Here is an 18,382-nt window from a genome sequence, read left to right as displayed (position 1 = left end):
TTAGAAATTATGTATAAAACACTGTTTTTTTACATAAGTGCCTCACATCACACTTGTAAGTTTCCAATCTCGTTGTAGACTTTATCTCGCCAGGGTGCTCAATAACCTCCGTTTTTTGCGGTAGAGTCATAAGCGAGCGTTTTGACCCGGCGAAGGATTAAACCAAGAGCAACCTTTATGCTCATTGCCTATTTGGATGATAACGAGGCGCAAAATGAAAAAGACAGCTATCGCAATTGCAGTGGCACTGGCTGGCTTCGCTACCGTAGCGCAGGCCGCCCCAAAAGATAACACCTGGTACACCGGTGCTAAACTGGGCTGGTCTCAGTATCACGACACTGGTTACTACGGTCACGGTTACCAAAACAACGACGGCCCAACTCATGAAAGCCAACTGGGCGCGGGTGCGTTCGGTGGTTACCAGGCTAACCCATACCTGGGTTTTGAACTGGGTTATGACTGGTTAGGTCGTATGCCTAATAAAGGCAACCAGGTGAATGGCGCATTTAAAGCACAGGGCATCCAGCTGGCTGCCAAACTGAGCTACCCAATCGCAGACGATCTGGACATCTATACCCGCCTGGGTGGCATGGTATGGCGTGCAGACTCTACTCAGCAGAACGTAGCTACTGGCACTCGCATCAGCGACCACGACACCGGTGTTTCTCCACTGGCAGCTGTTGGTGTTGAATATGCGCTGACCAAAAACTGGGCAACCCGTCTGGATTACCAGTGGGTTAACAACATCGGTGATGCACAGACCGTTGGTGCTCGTCCAGACAACGGCATGCTGAGCCTGGGTGTTTCTTACCGCTTCGGTCAGGATGATGTTGCTGCACCAGCTCCGGCTCCAGCACCAGCTCCAGCGCCAGTGGTTCAGACCAAGCGCTTCACTCTGAAATCAGACGTCCTGTTCACGTTCAACAAGTCGACTCTGAAGCCAGAAGGTCAGCAGGCTCTGGATCAGCTGTACAGCCAGCTGAGCTCAATGGATCCTAAAGACGGTTCAGTAGTTGTTCTGGGCTTTACCGATCGCATCGGTTCAGAGCAGTACAACCAGAAACTGTCTGAGAAACGTGCTCAGTCAGTAGTAGATTACCTGGTATCTAAAGGTATCCCTACTAACAAGATCTCTGCTCGCGGCATGGGTGAATCTAACCCAGTTACTGGCAACACCTGTGACAGCGTGAAAGGTCGTAAGGCCCTGATCGACTGCCTGGCGCCAGACCGTCGTGTAGAAATCGATGTTAAAGGCATCAAAGACGTTGTAACTCAGCCACAGGCTTAAGTTATACGTGATAAAAAACCCCGCTAATGCGGGGTTTTTTTTTTCCTGAATATGGTATGGCTCATGGGGGTTTCTGCTCTGAAGCGGCTGTCCAGATGGTACGCCCACTACTCTTTTTCAGAACCCGAGTTGCCTAATATCGCCTGCAGATCCTGCTTCAGCGTCGACATTTGGCTGGCGTACTTCTCTTTGCGTTCGGCATCTTCGATGAGCTGTACGATGGTTTCGGACAGCGTACTGTTACGGCGCTGCGCTAATCCCGCCAGCCGTTGCCAGACCAGGTATTCCAGATCGATTGATTTTTTACGTGTGTGCTGATGCTCAGCATTGAAATGGCGCTTTCGCCGGGCACGGATAGTTTGCTTAAGTCGGTTGTCCAGATCGGGATGAATATGCTGGTTGATCCAGTCGTTAATTTCTACCGGATTATTTTCCATCACCAACAGCTTATCGACCGCGGCCTGCGCAGCACTGAGTTCCAGGTGACGCGTGATCAGCTCACCTTCCCGATGTTTTTTCACCAGGTATTTCCACTTCCATCCACTTTCAAGATTTTCGAGCTGCTGGTATTTCATCGGAATCTCATCGTGATCACGTAACGAACTAAGAATAACAGCTTTTTTACCGGATGCAGCAACGAAAAACATGCTGCCAGCGTCACAACATCTGATTGAACTCTGCAGTGCTTAAGCAAGGTGAATCCTGTATAATCTCGCTTTTCTCAAAACAGACAAATGCGATTATTTTGACCAGCACTCAACTTACGTGGCAAACCTTACAGCCGGATAGTACGCAATATCAATCCGTTTTCTCCCGAATTGCTGACGAAGAGACCGATGCCTTAGCAACGGTACAGCCCCGACTGCTGAACGCGCTGGCCCATTTACATCATCAAAGTCAGGGTTTCCCACTGTTGCTGGTTCGCAGCCAGGAAAACCGTGACTATCTTGCGTTGATAGCTGATGCAGCACAACGCGTTATGGGCCATTCGTCAGCACTGTCAGGTGGTGACTACCACATCATGGCCGACAACGTTACCTTGCAGCCGCCAACCGACAGCCAGCGCCCGTTTACCAGTCAGGGTGGCATTCACTATGCTGACTGGATCGAGCAGGAAGCGCTGTTTGGCTGTGTTCGGATGCACAAAGATCGTATTCAGCTTGAGCCGGGCCTTATTCATCGTGCCAACGGCGGAACACTGGTACTTTCACTGCGCGCATTGCTCACTCAGCCGCTGCTGTGGCTACGGCTGAAAAAGTCTATTGAACAAGGCTACATTGAGTGGTTGTCACAGGACGAACGTCGTCCCCTGCCGGTTTCCGTTCCCCCGCTTCCGCTTCAGCTGAATCTGGTGCTCTGTGGTGAACGTGACACGCTGGCTGATTTTCAGGAGCTGGATGCTGAAGCTCACGAAATGGCGATTTACACTGAATTTGAAGAAAATATTCAGATCCTGGATGAAGACGACATGCTCGCATGGTGTCGCTGGACAGTCGATCTTGCCAGCCAGGCGGATATCGCCGTCCCCGATGAAGACTTCTGGCCAGAACTGATCAAGGAAGGCGTCCGTTATAGCGGCGATCAGGAAACCCTTCCGCTCTGCCCACGCTGGCTGCTGCGCCAGCTGCGTGAAACCACCCTGATGGGTGACACGCTCAGCGCCGAAGCACTGCGTGACGCGCTGGAAGCACGGCTGTGGCGTGAGAACTACCTCAACGAACGTTTGCGTGATGAGATTCTGCAGCGCCAAATTTTGGTCGAAACAGAAGGTGAAGTCGTTGGTCAGATAAACGGCCTGTCAGTGGTGGAATATCCCGGTCATCCGCGAGCCTGGGGCGATCCCTGCCGTATTACCTGCGTGGTGCATCCCGGTGACGGTGAATTTACCGATGTCGAACGCAAAGCGGAGCTAGGTGGCAATATTCATGCTAAAGGCATGATGATTATGCAGGCCTACCTGATTGCTGAACTGGAGCTGGATCAGCAACTGCCGTTTTCAGCGTCGCTGGTGTTTGAACAATCTTATTCCGAAGTGGATGGCGACAGCGCGTCGCTGGCAGAACTGTGCGCCTTGATTAGCGCCCTCGCCAGCGAACCCTTGAATCAGCAGGTTGCGGTCACCGGCTCGGTCGATCAGTTTGGTAATGTGCAACCGGTTGGCGGACTGAATGAAAAGATCGAAGGGTTTTTCGATATCTGCCATCAGCGTGAATTGACCGGACAGCAGGGCGTCATCATTCCTGCCTGTAACGTTCGTCACCTCAGTCTGAACCAGCAGGTGGTCAGCGCGGTCGAAGAGGGACGTTTTCATATCTGGGCAATCGATCGTGCTGATGAAGCGCTGCCTCTGCTGACAGGTAAAATATGGAATACGGAAGATGGCGAAGGCGAATGTCTGCTGCGTACGATTCAGGAACGCATCAGTCAGATGAATCAACCAGAGCCTTCACCACGATTCTGGCCGCTGCGGTGGCTTAACTGGTTTAACCACCGCTAATCCCATTTGCTCAGCATACAACTGTTCGCTAATATTCGAGATTCACTAAAAGAAGGCTTATTGAGAACATGGTAGATAAACGCGAATCCTATACCAAAGAAGACCTGATCCTGTCTGGTCGCGGTGAACTGTTCGGCGAAAATGGTCCGCCGCTTCCATCCGGCAATATGCTGATGATGGACCGCGTGGTCAAAATGACGGAAGACGGTGGTAAGTACGATAAAGGCTTCGTGGAAGCTGAGCTGGATATCAATCCGGACCTGTGGTTCTTTGGTTGCCACTTTATTGGCGATCCGGTTATGCCTGGTTGCCTGGGTCTTGATGCAATGTGGCAGCTGGTGGGCTTTTATCTCGGCTGGCTGGGTGGCGAAGGCAAAGGTCGTGCGCTGGGTGTAGGCGAAGTAAAATTCACCGGCCAGGTTCTGCCAGAAGCTAAAAAAGTGACGTATCGCATTCACTTCAAACGTGTCATTAACCGTAAGCTGGTGATGGGCGTTGCCGATGGTGAAGTGCTGGTTGATGGTAATCTCATTTATACTGCCAGCGATTTGAAAGTAGGTCTGTTCAAAGATACCGCAGCATTCTGATACGTTCCCCGCAGAAATGAAAACCTCCGCTTGATGCGGAGGTTATATCCCTTTTCAGTGACATCCGGCTACGCAGCAGCCGACCTGTCCTCCATGGCTTGTCGCCAACCTCCCAACCAGTGAGACTTAGCGTCTATCATTTGATACGGACACATCTCTTTAGAGCGTCCTGTAATGCCAGCTTGATAACCACGTGAATGGGCGCGCTCAAGGCGGTCTCGTTTCTGTCTCTTCATACTCCGTGTCCCTCATGTAAGGTATGTGGAATCTGGTGGAAAGAAAAAGATGGCTAATAAATGTTCAGCCACCCTTTTGTTTTACTCGCTCTGTATGAAAAGATCAATGCGCAATCTTCACGCCAATGTCACAAATGTGACCTGAACCGGACATAAATTTTCTGTTTCGTGATGTAAGCCTATTGCTTTATCCGTATGATTTATATAGAAACCTTCGATAACGTCAAAAAACTTATACGATTCGAAACAATAAGTTAACTAAAAGCCCATCCCCGCTGAATGGGCAGTGACAGCGTTACGCGCAATCTGTTGAGCTATCTGCTGCCAGCCCTGGGCAAGCGTTTTGACTAACGCATCATAGCCATCTTCTCGCTGTGGCAGTACCAGACTGAACGCTTGCTTTGTGAAGCGTCCCTGATGTTCCAGCGTCCACTGCCCGCTAATCACCACCTTGCCGTCATACCTGCCCTGGAAGTCGTTTACCGTCACGTTCAGCGTATCGTGTTCTTGCCCGATTAACGTCTGAGTGACCAGACGACCCGGCAAGGCTTTGGTGAGATTGGTAATTAACGTTTGCTGAAGCTGCTGATCAAGCGGACTGGCCCACAAATTATTGGCGGCTATAACGTATTTCACGTCACTGGTTTGATAAACCAGGCCGTTACCCGCCAGGTAATCCGGTACGACCACCTGCTGCACCCACAATGTCGGCTGTGCGTTTGCCTCACTGCTGATCACCTGCATCGAGGCTGCCCCTGAGGGCAGCTGATAGTAAGTGGTATTCACCGTGCTGCTACAGGCACTCAGTGCGAGAGCGGCCAAAAAAACGAGTCCTTTTTTCATTGTTTCGCCCTCTTCGGCTGGGGATCCTGTCCCGGTTTTGCTTCAAACACTAACGCATTACTTTTGGCATTTAGCGTCTTCAGCACTGGCTGCAGTTCACGCAGCACCTGATCAAGCCGTTGCATATCGCCCACCAGCTTGCTGTAGGCAGGTGAACCTGGCTGCAATCCTTTCATACTGCGGTTAAGCTCACGTAGCGTCTGCTGGGTCTCTTCAGGCAGCGTTTTCATCGCCGGACTACTGGTAACGACGTTGATGTTATCAATGGTACGTTGCAGATCGCGCAGGGTTTTCTGGCTCTCCTTCAGCGTTCCGGTTGCTTCCGACACCATATTGTTTAGCGGTAAACCGTTAATTTTATCCAGCGCAGCCATCAGTTTCTGCTGAATCTGGCTCAAGCCGCCGCTCACCGTCGGGATCACTTCATAACCCGCCACTTTATCCGGGCCTTTATACACCGGTGCATTGTCATAGAAGTCGATATCGACAAACAGCGCACCAGATAACAGGTTGCCGGTTTTCAACGTAGCGCGCAGGCCGTGTTTCTTACCATCCTGGAGATGCTGTTCAATGTCGAAGTTTTCACCCAAACGACTAATGAAACGATCAGGTTCAATGCGAATCAACACCGGCACGCGGTAGTCGTTATTCAGCGCCTGCGCAGTGCCTGCATTCATAAACGGCACTTCTGAAACCGTACCCAGACGAATGCCGCGGAATTCCACCGGCGCACCGACCTGCAGCCCGCGAATGGAATCCGAGAAGAACAATAAGTAGTCGATATGCGTGGTATACAGAGAGTCCTGAATACTGCGTTGATCGTCAAACAGATGATAATCCGCATGATTTTGCGCCGCTTTGCCTAAATCCCAGCCATCTGGCACATCAAAGCTGACCCCGCCGCTGAACAGCGTGGTCAGCGATCCCATTTCAACCCGCATGCCTGACGCCGACATATCAACGGCAATGCCGCTGTCTTTCCAGAAGCGCACATTGGTGGTCACCAGGCGGTCGTAAGGGGCGGCGATAAACAGCTGATAGGTCATCATGCGTTTATCGGTATCAAAACTGCTGGTTTCAACGGTGCCAACACGATAGCCCCGGAACAGCACCGGATCACCCGCGTTAAGCTGTCCCGCTTTTTTACTGTCGAGGATAATGCGGATGCCCTTCGCATCAGGCGGCGCTAAAGGTGGCGCATCCAGCAAAGTGTACTGATCCAGGGGTTCTTTTTTGGTACCCGGCTGGAGCTCAATATATGCCCCGGACAGCAGCGTGCCTAAACCGGTAATGCCTTCACGACCCACCTGGGGTTTGACCACCCAAAATGCGCTGTCGCTGTGTAGCAGCTTTTCCATACCGGCATTCAGTCGGGCTTTAATCTCAACGTGGTGAAGATCGTCAGTCAGTACCGCACTTTCAACCACACCCACGTTAACGCTGCGGCTTTTTATGGTGGTTTTACCCGCTTCAATGCCCTCGGCGCTCTCGGTAATCAACGTGACTTCCGGTCCCTGATGGCTAAAGTGATAAAAAAGAATCCAGCCGCCAATTAACAGCGTAACAATAGGGACGATCCATACCGGAGACCAACGCTTGATCTGATCCACTTTGGCATGACCGTGATTATTTTCCGTCAAGATGCGGCTCCTTCATGTTTTTTTCACCAGCACGATCCCAGGTTAAGCGCGGGTCAAACGTCATTGCTGCAATCATGGTCAGAATCACCACCAGCGCAAACAATACGGCTCCCCATGCCGGGTAAACTTTCATTAACTGCCCCATACGCACCAGCGCGGAGAGCACTGCAATCACAAAGACGTCAATCATTGACCAACGTCCAACAAATTCAACCACCTCATAGATCAGGTGCATTTTATGGCTGTCACGCTGCCCGCGCCCGCTGGCATCCCAACACAGCCAGCCAATCGCCAGCATTTTCAGGGACGGGACCATAATACTGGCGATAAAAATAACTAACGCCACCGGATAGGAACCATCACCCCAGAGTAAAATCACCCCGGCCATAATATTGGATGGCATCGCCGACCCCAGCGTTTCGGTAATCATTATCGGCAGCAAATTGGCGGGGATGTAAAGCATAACGGAGGTGATCAGCAGGGCCAGCGTCCACTGCAGGCTGTGCTTGCGGCGCGCATCGGCAACCACGCCACAGCGCGGACATTCCCGCTTCGTCACCGGCAAGACCGCAGTACAGCACGGGCAGGAGCGCAGGCCCTGTTTTAATCCACTGACACCTGCTTGTGGGGCATGAGGCAAAGGCGGCATGGGTTCAATGTGCTGCCACAGCCAACGGCGATCCAGACACTGAAACGCCCGTAGCTGTAAGAGACAAAACAGGCACCACGGCCAGAAGCTGGTTTCGAGACCGATTTCACCATAAGCCATTAACTTCACGAAACTGACCAGCACGCCAGCCATAAAGATTTCTGCCATGCCCCAGTTGCGCATATGGAAAAGACTTCGTGCCAGCCCCAGTTTCAGGCTGACAGGCATCCTGACCTGATTGACCAACAGGACAATCGTGATCATGCAAAAGGCGGGAATGCCCTGGACAAACAGCAGGAACAACGTGGCCAGGCTGGCGTAATCATCGGCCACCATCACCCTGGGGATTTGCATCAGGCTAATCTGGCTGGACAGCCCGGCGACTTTCATGGTGATAAACGGAAACAGATTGGCGAGCACCAACATAAACAGCGCGGCCAGCGCATACCCGGTCGGACGTTTACGCGGCTCCGACCAGTTCACGGTAAGGGAAGTATGGCAGCGCGGACATGACGCACGGCTGCCAACGGGAATGTCCGGCAGTTTTACCATCAAGTCGCACTGTGGACAGAGCATCCACGCGTTCGTTTTCTCTGCAGAACACATTCCCGGACCCTTAAGCTATGCGCCGTTTCTCATAGATTCCAGCTCTTCCCAACGCGCAAAAGCGGTTTCCAACTGCTGTTCAACGTCAGCCAGTTCATCTAACACCGGCTGCGTTTTATCGTGTGGCTGACTGAAAAAATCCGGATGACTCATCCTGGCCTGCAGCTCGCCAATACGCGCCTCTAACTGTTCCAGTTTTTGTGGCAACTGTTCCAGTTCACGCGTGAGGTTATAGCTTAGTTTGTTCGCGTTACGTTTGGCAGCGTCATTTTTAGCATCGGCTGGCTTAAGGGCACTATTTGCCCCTTTTACTGCGCCCTGCCCCTTTTGCTGTTTATAAACCGCACGCTGCTGCTGCGCATCGTGGTAGCCGCCGACAAAGGTCCCTATCTCACCGTTGCCTTCAAAGATCCAGCACTCGGTGACGGTGTTGTCAACGAACTGACGATCGTGGCTGACCAGCAGCACGGTGCCCTGGTAGCCATCGATGAGCTCTTCCAGCAGTTCCAGCGTTTCCACATCAAGGTCGTTGGTCGGTTCATCAAGAATCATCAGGTTACTGGGGCGCAGGAACAGACGCGCCAGCAGCAGGCGGTTACGTTCTCCACCCGACAGCGCCCTGACGGGAGTCATCGCGCGTTTTGGATGGAACAGGAAGTCCTGCAGGTAGCCCAGCACGTGGCGTGGTTTACCATTGACCAACACCTCTTGCTTGCCTTCCGCCAGGTTGTCCATCACTGTCCGATCGGGATCGAGTTCGGCACGGTGCTGATCGAAATAGGCGACCTCAAGCTTGGTACCCGAATGCACACGACCGTGATCGGCCTTCAGCTGTTGCAGCATCAGACGCAGTAAGGTGGTTTTCCCACAACCGTTCGGCCCAATCAGGGCAATCTTGTCGCCGCGCTGCACCTGGGCAGAGAAATCTTTTACCAGCTGCTTGCCGTCCACGGCGTAATCCACATTTTCCAGTTCAAAGACAATTTTACCGGAACGTGATGCTTCACCGACCTGCATATTAGCTTTGCCCATGACCTCACGGCGCTCTGAGCGCTCGCGGCGCAACGCTTTTAACGCCCGCACGCGGCCTTCATTACGCGTACGACGCGCCTTGATGCCTTGACGAATCCACACTTCTTCCTGCGCCAGCTTGCGGTCAAACTCGGCGTTTTGCATCTCTTCAACGCGCAAGGCTTCTTCTTTGCCTTCCAGATAGGTGTCGTAATTACCCGGCCATGACACCAGCTTGCCACGGTCCAGATCCACAATACGGGTGGCCATATTGCGGATAAAAGATCGGTCGTGAGAGATAAAGACGATGCTGCCGCTGAAGGTTTTCAGGAAAGTTTCCAGCCAGTCGATCGTTTCAATATCAAGGTGGTTAGTTGGCTCATCCAGCATCAGCACGCGGGGATTACTGACCAGCGCACGCCCCAGCGCGGCTTTACGCAACCAGCCGCCGGATAAAGAGGACAGTTCGGTGTCCGGCGACAGACCAATCTGCTGCAGCACGTCCATGATACGGCTTTCCAACTGCCACAAATTGTGATGATCCAGAATCCCCTGCAGGCGCGCCATCTCGTTGAGATTTTTATCACTCGGATCGTCCATCACCTGATGCGAAATCGCATGGTAGGCTTTAAGATGCTCCGCCTGCTCTTCTACGCCTTCGGCCACAAAATCATACACCGAACCGCTGATATTACGCGGTGGGTCCTGCTGAAGCCGTGCCACGACCAGATCGGTTTCATAAATAATGCGACCGTCATCCAGCGGCTGCTCGCCATTAATGATTTTCATCAATGTGGATTTTCCGGCACCGTTACGGCCCACCAGGCACACGCGCTCATTTTCTTCGATGTGCAGTTCGGTATTGTCTAACAGCGGCGCATCGCTAAAGGACAGATAAGCGCCGTGGATACTAATTAATGACATGTAACTTATTCCTTACCAGCATGAGTAATCAGCCAGCAGTTATGAATTTGGCGGTTACGCGCAAAATCCTGTGACAGGGTTTTCTGAGTGATGTCCTGAGCCTGGAGCCCCAATGCCTTAAGGCCATCCAGATCCATTTTGAAACCACGTTTGTTATTCGAGAACATGATGGTACCGCCTTTACGCAACAGGCGTTTCAGGTTACGCATCAGCATCATATGATCGCGCTGCACATCGAAACTCTCTTCCATACGTTTTGAGTTGGAAAATGTAGGCGGATCGATAAAGATCAGGTCGAAATTCTCATCGCTCTCGTTCAGCCAGCTCAGGCAGTCGGCATGAAGCAGGCGATGTTGACGGCCGGTCAGGCCGTTGAGCCGCAGGTTACGCTCGGCCCATTCCAGATAGGTGCGCGACATATCCACGGTGGTGGTGGAGCGCGCGCCGCCCAGACCCGCATGTACGCTGGCAGAACCGGTGTACGCAAACAGATTCAGAAAATCTTTGCCCTGGCTCATCTGGCCCAGCATCTTGCGGGCAATGCGGTGATCGAGGAACAATCCGGTATCCAGATAGTCGGTCAGGTTCACCAGGAAACGGGCGTTAAACTCCTGCACTTCAAAATAGTCGCCCTTCTCGCTCAGCTTTTGATACTGCGCTTTGCCCTTTTGACGTTCGCGGGTCTTAAGAATTAAGCGGTTTGATGGCAATTCAAGCACGCTCAGCGTAGCGCTAATCACATCAAACAAACGCTGACGGGCTTTGTTCGCGTCGATGGTTTTGGGTGGTGCATATTCCTGCACGACCACCCAGTCCGCATAGCGATCCACGGCCACATTATAGTCCGGCAGATCGGCGTCATAAATGCGGTAGCACTCGATGCCTTCCTGGCGCGCCCACTTATCCAGCTTCTTGAGGTTTTTGCGCAGACGGTTCGCGTAATCTTCAGCAATCTGATTACCGCGCTCAGCGCTGTTCGCCGACAGCTGATAGTTTTTCTGTACACAGTCCAGCGGGCCGTTTTTGGCTTTGAACTGACGGTCGGCACGCAGTTGCAGGCAACTCAGCAGCTCGGGAGACGCGCTAAACAGCGACAAATTCCAGCCAGCAAAATGCTGCTTCATCAACCGACCAAGCTGACTGTGCAGGGCAATAAGCGCAGGCTCGCTTTCCAGACGTTCACCGTAAGGTGGGTTACTGAGTACCGTGCCCAGCGTTTCTGAATTAACGGGATTCTGCAGCTTCAGCAGGTCCTGTTGTGCAAAGGTGAAGTGTTCAAAGACACCGGCGCGGCGCGCGTTCGATTTTGCCCACTCCAGCACCCGGCCGTTATTGTCATAACCAAAAAAACGCGCCTGACATGCTGCGGTGCCGACACGCGCCCGCGCCTGTGCGTCGCTCTTAACCTCTTGCCACAGGCTTTCGTTAAAACCAGACCAGGCGGTGAAGCCCCACTGATTACGCAGTAAACCCGGTGCGCGGTCGCAGGCTATCAGCGCGGCCTCAATCAGCAAGGTCCCGGAACCACACATTGGATCAATAAGCGGCGTGGTGGGCTGCCAGCCTGAACGCATCACAATCGCTGCGGCCAGGTTCTCTTTCAGCGGCGCCTGTCCGGTTTGCTGACGATAACCGCGCTGATGTAAGGCACTGCCGCTTAAGTCCAACGCGATGCTGGCGCGATCGTCGTCAAGCCACACGTTGATGCGGATATCAGCTTGTTCGCGATCGACGTCCGGGCGTGCCAGATTACGGCGGGTAAAGCTGTCGACAATCGCATCTTTCACGCGCAGTGCGCCAAACTGGCTGTTGCGAATCTCATCGTTGGTGCCGTTAAAATGCACGACAAAGGTTTTATCGCTGCCGAACATGGCTGGCCAGTCGATGCCCTGCACCCCAAGGTAGAGATCGAGATCGCTGTAAACGCCAACCTCAGACAAGGGCAGCAAAATACGCGAAGCCAGACGACTCCACATCAGGCTTTGGTACATAACGCGGTCATCGGCTTTGAAGTGAACGCCTCCCTGTACCACTTGCAAATCCTGCGCGCCCAGCGCGTCCAGCTCATTTTTTAACAGCTCTTCGAGCCCACGCGCCGTGCTGGCAAACAGAGAATTCATATCGTCACTTTTTTACTCTTGAGAAAATTGTTGCGCATTATAGCGAATCGCAGACCTATGTCATAAAGTTAGCTTCTTTTGTCTTGCGCGCCTGCTCCTGGAGACCTTCATGATTACGCTTTCCCGCCTGTTTATCCATCCTGTCAAATCCATGCGCGGGTTACAGGTATCACATGCCTGGGTTGCCAACAGCGGGTTAACCTATGACCGTATCTTTATGGTGACCGAACCTGACGGTACCTTTATTACTGCGCGTCAGTTCCCAGAGATGGTGCAGTTTACGCCGGCCATTACGCCAGAGGGCTTGTTTTTACAAGCCCCCGACGGCAGCCAGTCGCTTATCCGTTTCGTAGACTTCACCCAGGATGAGCAGCCGACGGAGGTCTGGGGCAACACCTTTACCTCGCGCATCGCGCCAGACAATATTAACCAGTGGCTGAGTGGTTTTTTTCCACGCGCGGTACAGTTGCGCTGGGTCGGGCCGCAGCCCTCACGTCGTGTGAAGCGCTTTACAGAGGTGCCACTGAGTTTTGCCGATGGATATCCCTACCTGTTAGTGAACAACGCGTCGTGGCAGGATTTACAGCAGCGTTGTCCAGCCAGCGTGCGGATCGAGCAGTTTCGCCCAAACCTGGTGGTGAGTGGTGCACCCGCCTGGGATGAAGACAACTGGGCTGAAATAGCTATCGGTCAGGTAAACTTCTCCGTTCCTAAGCCTTGCAGTCGCTGTGTTTTTACCACGGTTGGCGTTGAAAGCGGCCAGAAACATCCGGATGGCCAACCTTTGGCCACGCTCCAGGGATTTCGAACGGCGCAGGATGGCAGTGGGGACATTGATTTTGGCCTGAATCTGATTGCGCTCAACAGCGGTATTATTCGTGCCGGAGACGAGGTCAGGATAACCAAACGCCAGCCGCCGCGCGCGTACGGACCGGGAGAGGTGGTCGAAACGCTTAAGCCGCAACGGCAAGCGCCCCAGCAGGTCACGATCACCTGGCAGGGCCAGCGCTTCAGCGGCGACAATCAGCAGGTTTTACTTGAGCAGCTCGAAGCGCAGGGCTTCCGCATTCCTTATTCGTGTCGGGCTGGCCTGTGCGGCAGTTGTAAAATAACGCTGGTTGCGGGAAAGGTAAAAGCCTTAAAGCAGAGCGCCATCCGTGATGATGGCACTATATTGAGTTGCAGCTGTATTCCGGCGGGTGATATCGACGTGGTATGAGTTACACCGCGCGCGCATAGCGCGTGGCTTTTTCCTGCTTGTGGGGTTGCAGCCGATCGTTCATCACTTTAATCGCATCGCCAAGAACCATTCCCTTGCCCGCCAGCGTCAGTGCGGGCTGTGCCAGCAAGCAGAGCGCGGCGTTGTCGCCATTTTCGACCACCAACAGACGCGCCTGTTCGCCATTTTCAGCCAGCGTGACCTCGACCATTTCGCCCACAGCTGGCTGCATTGACTGACGGTGCGCCGAGAAATGCCAGCTTTTTGGCATCAGGGGTTTCAGAAAACGCGCAGCAACCAGCGCATTTAATACCAGTTCAGCGCGTTGATCGCTGTTGAGCGGGCTTTGACGACATTTCTCTTCAAACGTGAAATAGAGTGCAGCATCATCAACACAAAATCCGGATTCGGTGAAAGCATCCGGCGTCAGCATTTTACGTGCATAGCGGGAACGAAAAAGCATACCGTCAGCCAGATCGAGCATCATTCGGTCGTGCTCTGCGTCGTAATACCAACGCCATTTGTCATCGGGTTTAATTTTCATCATGTGCCCTGTATTTACCGCTACGCTAAAAGCAAAAAATCCATCAAATAAAAATGAATGCTGAAAAATCGTGCAACAGGACAAAATATAAACGAGCCGGAGGGATAAATAAACCCCCCAGCGCATTATTATGACGAATGTCTTAGATATGGCTCACGATATCTTTAATTAAGCCCGGCCCTTTATAAATAAAACCAGAATAAATTTGAACCAGCGTGGCGCCTGCCGCTATTTTTTCACGCGCCGCGGTAAGCGAATCAATGCCGCCCACGCCAATAATTGGCAATCGTCCCTGTAATTCTTGTGACAGCCGCTGAATGACGGCGGTGCTGCGAGACTGTACCGGACGACCACTTAAGCCACCGATTTCTTCGCCATATTTCAGACCATTTACCAGCGACCGATCGAGCGTGGTATTTGTCGCAATAACGCCATCAATCTGGTGCCGTATTAAACTGTCAGCCACCTGGATCAATTCTTCCTCAGAAAGATCCGGCGCGATCTTTACCGCCACCGGCACATATTTGAGATGCCGTTTTTCCAGCTCTTTTTGTTTCGCTTTAATGGAAAAGAGCAGATCGTCCAGTGCCTCACCATATTGCAGCGAGCGTAAACCTGGCGTATTAGGAGACGAAATATTGATAGCGATATAACCCGCATGGGCATACACCTTCTCCATGCAGATCAGGTAATCATCTTTGCCCTGCTCTACCGGCGTATCTTTATTTTTGCCAATATTGATCCCCAGTACACCTTTAAAACGGGATTTTTTTACGTTTTCCACCAGATTATCGACACCGAGGTTATTGAACCCCATGCGGTTAATAATCCCTTCTGCTTCGACTAAGCGAAACATGCGCGGCTTGTCGTTGCCCGCCTGAGCGCGTGGCGTAACCGTTCCCACTTCAACAAAGCCGAATCCCATGGCACCAAATGCATCGATACACTCGGCATTCTTATCCAGGCCCGCAGCAAGGCCAAGGGCATTGTCGAACGTCAGCCCCATACAGCTAACCGGACGCGAGGGTAAATTCTGGCGAATGAACATTTCCAGCGGTGTACCGCTCATAAAGCGCAGTTGCTGAAAGGTGAGATGGTGCGCACGTTCAGGATCGAGCCTGAACAATGCCGGTCGGACAATTGAGTAAAACATGCACTCTCCTGGAAGACGGAAGCGATGGTGAAAATCAGTGCACAGGAAATTGTGCGCCAGAATGGTAAGGTGCTCTGGCGCAAAAGTAAATCGCGGGGCGTTAAGCCAGGGGACTGTTTAAAGCAGTTTTGATCTTACACAACGGAATCGTTTGCTGTACGTGAATTCAACCTGTCGGGGAACGCATAGTCACGCCAGATTTTGTGCCGCACCATGATGCCGAAAATGCCGATGCAGACCAATACTTCGGCCAGCACCATCGACCAGGCCGCGCCGACGGCACCAAATTTCCACGCCAGCAGGCAGCAAACCGGGACGTTAATCACGCCCGCGACCATCATCACCATCATGCGTTGCCGTGCCAGCCCATGGGGGATCAAAATCTGCAGGCCCGCCGGATACGCGATATTGCCAAACAGGAAGCAAAGTACAAAGACGCGCAGCACATCGGCTGAGGGCAGGAAGTCTTTACCTAACAGCAACGCGACAACCTGATCGGCAAACAGCCAGGTAAAGATCACGATAGCCAGGCTCAGCGCAAACGACAGCATCAGGCTTTTCCGTGTTGCTGCGACCGCCGCCGCTTTGTCGCGGCCAAACAGGTGACTGACGCGGGGGAAAAACGCACTACCAATCTGCTCTGGCACCGAGTTCGCGGCCTTGCGTAACCGATCCGCACCGTTGTAGATCCCCACCATGTAATGGGAGGTAAAAGAAGCCAGAATCACGACGTTAACACTGTTAAACAGATTGGCGCCCGCGATAGCAATAAACACATCGGCACTGTCGGTGATGCGCTGTTTGATTTCGCGTGGCTCAAAGCGATACGCGCCAATCACCTTCATTTCCAGCACAAATTTCAGCGTGATGATGGCGTTGATAATCGACACCGCGCCCGGTATCAGGGCAGCCAGCCAGGTATCCTCTGGCGTTTTCACCAGTAAAAACGTCAGAGGAATGGCGCAAAAGTTACCAAAGGTCGCGATGACAGCCGTTTTGCCCAGCTTTTCGAACCCCTGCATTAACCAGCCGAATGAAAACAGAGAGCCGATTAAGGTGGTGCAGTTAGCCAGGATAATGAAGAACAGAGAATGCCAGGACGGATTAAACCAGGTCGCCGTGAGTAACGTGCCGCTGGTCACCAGCAGCAGCATCAGTTTGGCGTTGAAGGTCGACCAGAAAAGCTGGGTGACACGCGTTTTATCGTCCCGGTGATGGGCAATGTCCTTGGTGGTAAAAACATTGAATCCCCAGTCAGAGATGGTACTGCAGTAAAGGACGCAGGCAATCGCCAGCGCCAGAATCCCCATATGATCCACCCCAAGCACACGCGCCAGATAGGGTAAGGTCGCCAACGGAAACAGGAAGGAGGCTCCCCGGTAGGCCAGTAAAGATAAGATATTGACTACTAAACTTTTGTCGAGCACTTTTGCCATGTCACAACAACCTTATACACATTGCATGTCTCACCTTCTCATTTCGTTCAGGTGCAAACAACATCAGGGTCCACTTTTAGGAATTACGGAACGCGTTTGAGTTCTTTTTTCACTTTATGGCTTTGCAATAAAATGAAGGTTTCCGGACTGTTTAACAGCAGCCATTCTTTAAGGCTGCTGGCTTTAATTCGGCGGCCCAGATAACGAATCGCATTCAGCACATATTCCGGTACCGGCGTTTGGTTGTAGAGCGACAGATAGATCATTAAACGAAAAGAGTGAATAAGGTAGGCTTTTTCCAGCGCCTTCTTTAATTCACTTTCTGCCCGTGAACTGCACAAGGTGTTGAAAGTGGCAATAAAAGCATTGTAGCGCTGAAAGAAAAAGGTAGGACTTTTACTGCTGTTGGTCAGCGACCCACTACGAATGCGCTGTTTGTAATACGTCTGCTGGGTCACCCATGCCTGTTTGCATTTCATAAATACCGATAAGGTAAAATTATGATCTTCATGCACGCGATCGACAAAGCGCAAATGATGCTGCTGGATAACGGTTTTTCTCAGCACGTAATTCCAGGCTGCAGAGGTATAGGAGCCGTTATGAAGCAATGCTAACAGCACATCCTGTGGCCGCTGAATGCCAGACAGGCTGTGCCTGACTTTAGGCCAGGTGATGTGCGGTTTATCTTCCCGGTACGCGCTGGAATTAAAACAAAATAAATCGGTATCCGGATAATTTTCGACGACCTGAGTAAGCTCACTCACTAATCCGTCCGCCACCACATCATCAGGATCGCAAAAGAAAACGAACTGCCCTTGCGCCACTTCTACGCCTTTATCGCGCGCATTGCCTGCACCGCCGTTGGCTATTGTGATCATTTTCACCTGCGGAAGATGACCATAGTGCTGTTCAACTAAGGCTACCGTTCCATCGGTAGAGCTGTCGTTAACAATGATAATTTCGTTTGGCGCGCTAATTTGCCGTAATAATGAATCAACGCATTCGACAATATATTTTTCAACATTGTAAGTGGGAATAATGACCGATAACAGGATGTCAGACATACGAGATTTCTCTGCTGTTAGAAAATGACAAATAAAATCCACCAGCCTGAGACAGGCACTGACCAAGGGCGAATAGTAATTTTTAAAATAACAGGCGCTTACATTGAGCAGAGACATTTTACTGCCTGAATCAATAAAATGCCTGTCTCAATGTCGGCAGGAAAAGGCGATCAAAAAAAACATCGTTAGCGGTTCTAAAGAATAACTGACAGATAATCACGCCCCTGTTTAGAAATCATTTAGAAATCATTATCTCATCAGGACGTTTTGGCTGCGCTATCTGTAACCAAACATGAATTACCGTTAAAAAATTCATGTAAAATGCCCGTAATCCCCATCCCTTCCATGCAACTAATCCTAATACTTCGCCGGGAACCAAACGAAATCACGTTGAATCATCGACATTTTTTACCCTTTCTTTTTTTGTATCGCGTAAAAAACAACAACACCGTTTTTCGTTTCATTCCTTTGTTTCATTATTTTGATATTCAAGTAACCAAATGTACGGATTCCGGGGGTTTCATGGCGTTTATTCACCCGGATTAATGTATCAATGCACCTTCCC

15 protein-coding genes are annotated in these 18,382 nt (G+C 51.8%); 4 read left to right on the top strand and 11 right to left on the bottom strand.

Translation table 11 applies throughout. The annotated features are described in order from the left end of the window. The first annotated feature begins 214 nt into the window (after nucleotides 1–214). Nucleotides 215–1,288 carry a porin OmpA gene (ompA, locus tag A6A26_RS12355; RefSeq protein ID WP_063878983.1) on the top strand — a complete coding sequence of 358 codons (1,074 nt, stop codon included), beginning with the start codon at nucleotides 215–217 and terminating at the stop codon, nucleotides 1,286–1,288. A gap of 107 nt (nucleotides 1,289–1,395) precedes the next feature. Here the strand turns inward: ompA and matP are convergent, their stop codons facing one another. Beyond that, nucleotides 1,396–1,863, bottom strand: a complete 468-nt coding sequence (matP, locus tag A6A26_RS12350) for a macrodomain Ter protein MatP (RefSeq protein WP_141248571.1) — start codon at nucleotides 1,861–1,863, stop codon at nucleotides 1,396–1,398. Nucleotides 1,864–1,958: 95 nt separating this feature from the next. Between matP and A6A26_RS12345 the strand changes: the two genes are divergently transcribed. Both A6A26_RS12345 and fabA read left to right on the top strand, forming a co-directional pair. Further along, nucleotides 1,959–3,785 carry an AAA family ATPase gene (locus A6A26_RS12345; RefSeq protein WP_063878980.1) on the top strand — a complete coding sequence of 609 codons (1,827 nt, stop codon included), beginning with the start codon at nucleotides 1,959–1,961 and terminating at the stop codon, nucleotides 3,783–3,785. 68 nt (nucleotides 3,786–3,853) lie between these two features. After that, on the top strand, nucleotides 3,854–4,372 hold the full coding sequence (fabA, locus tag A6A26_RS12340) for a bifunctional 3-hydroxydecanoyl-ACP dehydratase/trans-2-decenoyl-ACP isomerase (RefSeq protein WP_008925876.1): 519 nt from the start codon (nucleotides 3,854–3,856) through the stop codon (nucleotides 4,370–4,372). Nucleotides 4,373–4,440: 68 nt separating this feature from the next. On the opposite strand, the gene rmf is transcribed toward fabA, so the two are convergent. From rmf to rlmKL, 6 genes are all read right to left on the bottom strand, one after another. Continuing rightward, nucleotides 4,441–4,608, bottom strand: coding sequence for a ribosome modulation factor (rmf, locus tag A6A26_RS24795; RefSeq protein WP_006118662.1), 168 nt, complete (start codon nucleotides 4,606–4,608; stop codon nucleotides 4,441–4,443). A 258-nt stretch (nucleotides 4,609–4,866) separates the two neighbouring features. Further along, nucleotides 4,867–5,451: a membrane integrity-associated transporter subunit PqiC gene (pqiC, locus tag A6A26_RS12335; RefSeq protein ID WP_063878978.1), complete on the bottom strand. Its 585-nt coding sequence runs from the start codon at nucleotides 5,449–5,451 to the stop codon at nucleotides 4,867–4,869. Beyond that, complete coding sequence (gene pqiB, locus A6A26_RS12330; protein ID WP_063878977.1) at nucleotides 5,448–7,091, bottom strand: intermembrane transport protein PqiB; 1,644 nt, start codon at nucleotides 7,089–7,091, stop codon at nucleotides 5,448–5,450. The genes pqiC and pqiB overlap by 4 nt, the downstream gene beginning before the upstream one ends. Then, the gene (pqiA, locus tag A6A26_RS12325) at nucleotides 7,078–8,346 is read right to left on the bottom strand and encodes a membrane integrity-associated transporter subunit PqiA (RefSeq protein ID WP_063878975.1); all 1,269 of its coding nucleotides are present in this window, start codon (nucleotides 8,344–8,346) and stop codon (nucleotides 7,078–7,080) included. Before pqiA ends, pqiB begins: the two co-directional genes overlap by 14 nt. A 15-nt stretch (nucleotides 8,347–8,361) precedes the next feature. Beyond that, complete coding sequence (locus tag A6A26_RS12320; protein WP_063878974.1) at nucleotides 8,362–10,281, bottom strand: ABC transporter ATP-binding protein; 1,920 nt, start codon at nucleotides 10,279–10,281, stop codon at nucleotides 8,362–8,364. Between the two features lie 5 nt (nucleotides 10,282–10,286). After that, on the bottom strand, nucleotides 10,287–12,401 hold the full coding sequence (gene rlmKL / locus A6A26_RS12315) for a bifunctional 23S rRNA (guanine(2069)-N(7))-methyltransferase RlmK/23S rRNA (guanine(2445)-N(2))-methyltransferase RlmL (RefSeq protein ID WP_063878973.1): 2,115 nt from the start codon (nucleotides 12,399–12,401) through the stop codon (nucleotides 10,287–10,289). A gap of 109 nt (nucleotides 12,402–12,510) precedes the next feature. Between rlmKL and A6A26_RS12310 the strand changes: the two genes are divergently transcribed. Continuing rightward, nucleotides 12,511–13,620, top strand: a complete 1,110-nt coding sequence (locus A6A26_RS12310) for a YcbX family protein (RefSeq protein WP_063878972.1) — start codon at nucleotides 12,511–12,513, stop codon at nucleotides 13,618–13,620. A 1-nt stretch (nucleotide 13,621) separates the two neighbouring features. Here the strand turns inward: A6A26_RS12310 and A6A26_RS12305 are convergent, their stop codons facing one another. The 4 genes from A6A26_RS12305 to A6A26_RS12290 form a co-directional block, all read right to left on the bottom strand. Continuing rightward, complete coding sequence (locus A6A26_RS12305; RefSeq protein ID WP_063878971.1) at nucleotides 13,622–14,164, bottom strand: cell division protein ZapC; 543 nt, start codon at nucleotides 14,162–14,164, stop codon at nucleotides 13,622–13,624. 142 nt (nucleotides 14,165–14,306) lie between these two features. Beyond that, nucleotides 14,307–15,317, bottom strand: a complete 1,011-nt coding sequence (gene pyrD / locus A6A26_RS12300) for a quinone-dependent dihydroorotate dehydrogenase (protein ID WP_063878970.1) — start codon at nucleotides 15,315–15,317, stop codon at nucleotides 14,307–14,309. A gap of 134 nt (nucleotides 15,318–15,451) precedes the next feature. Beyond that, entirely contained in the window at nucleotides 15,452–16,753 is a 1,302-nt protein-coding gene (locus A6A26_RS12295) for a flippase (protein WP_063878969.1), read from the bottom strand. Between the two features lie 83 nt (nucleotides 16,754–16,836). Continuing rightward, on the bottom strand, nucleotides 16,837–17,817 hold the full coding sequence (locus A6A26_RS12290; RefSeq protein ID WP_063881146.1) for a glycosyltransferase: 981 nt from the start codon (nucleotides 17,815–17,817) through the stop codon (nucleotides 16,837–16,839). Nucleotides 17,818–18,382: the final 565 nt, after the last annotated feature.

It is taken from the genome of Pantoea sp. OXWO6B1 (assembly GCF_001641135.1).
Classification (GTDB): Bacteria; Pseudomonadota; Gammaproteobacteria; order Enterobacterales; family Enterobacteriaceae; genus Pantoea; species Pantoea allii.
The sequence above is the reverse complement of the archived record's forward strand: the minus strand, read 5'-3'. Positions and strand labels throughout refer to the sequence as shown.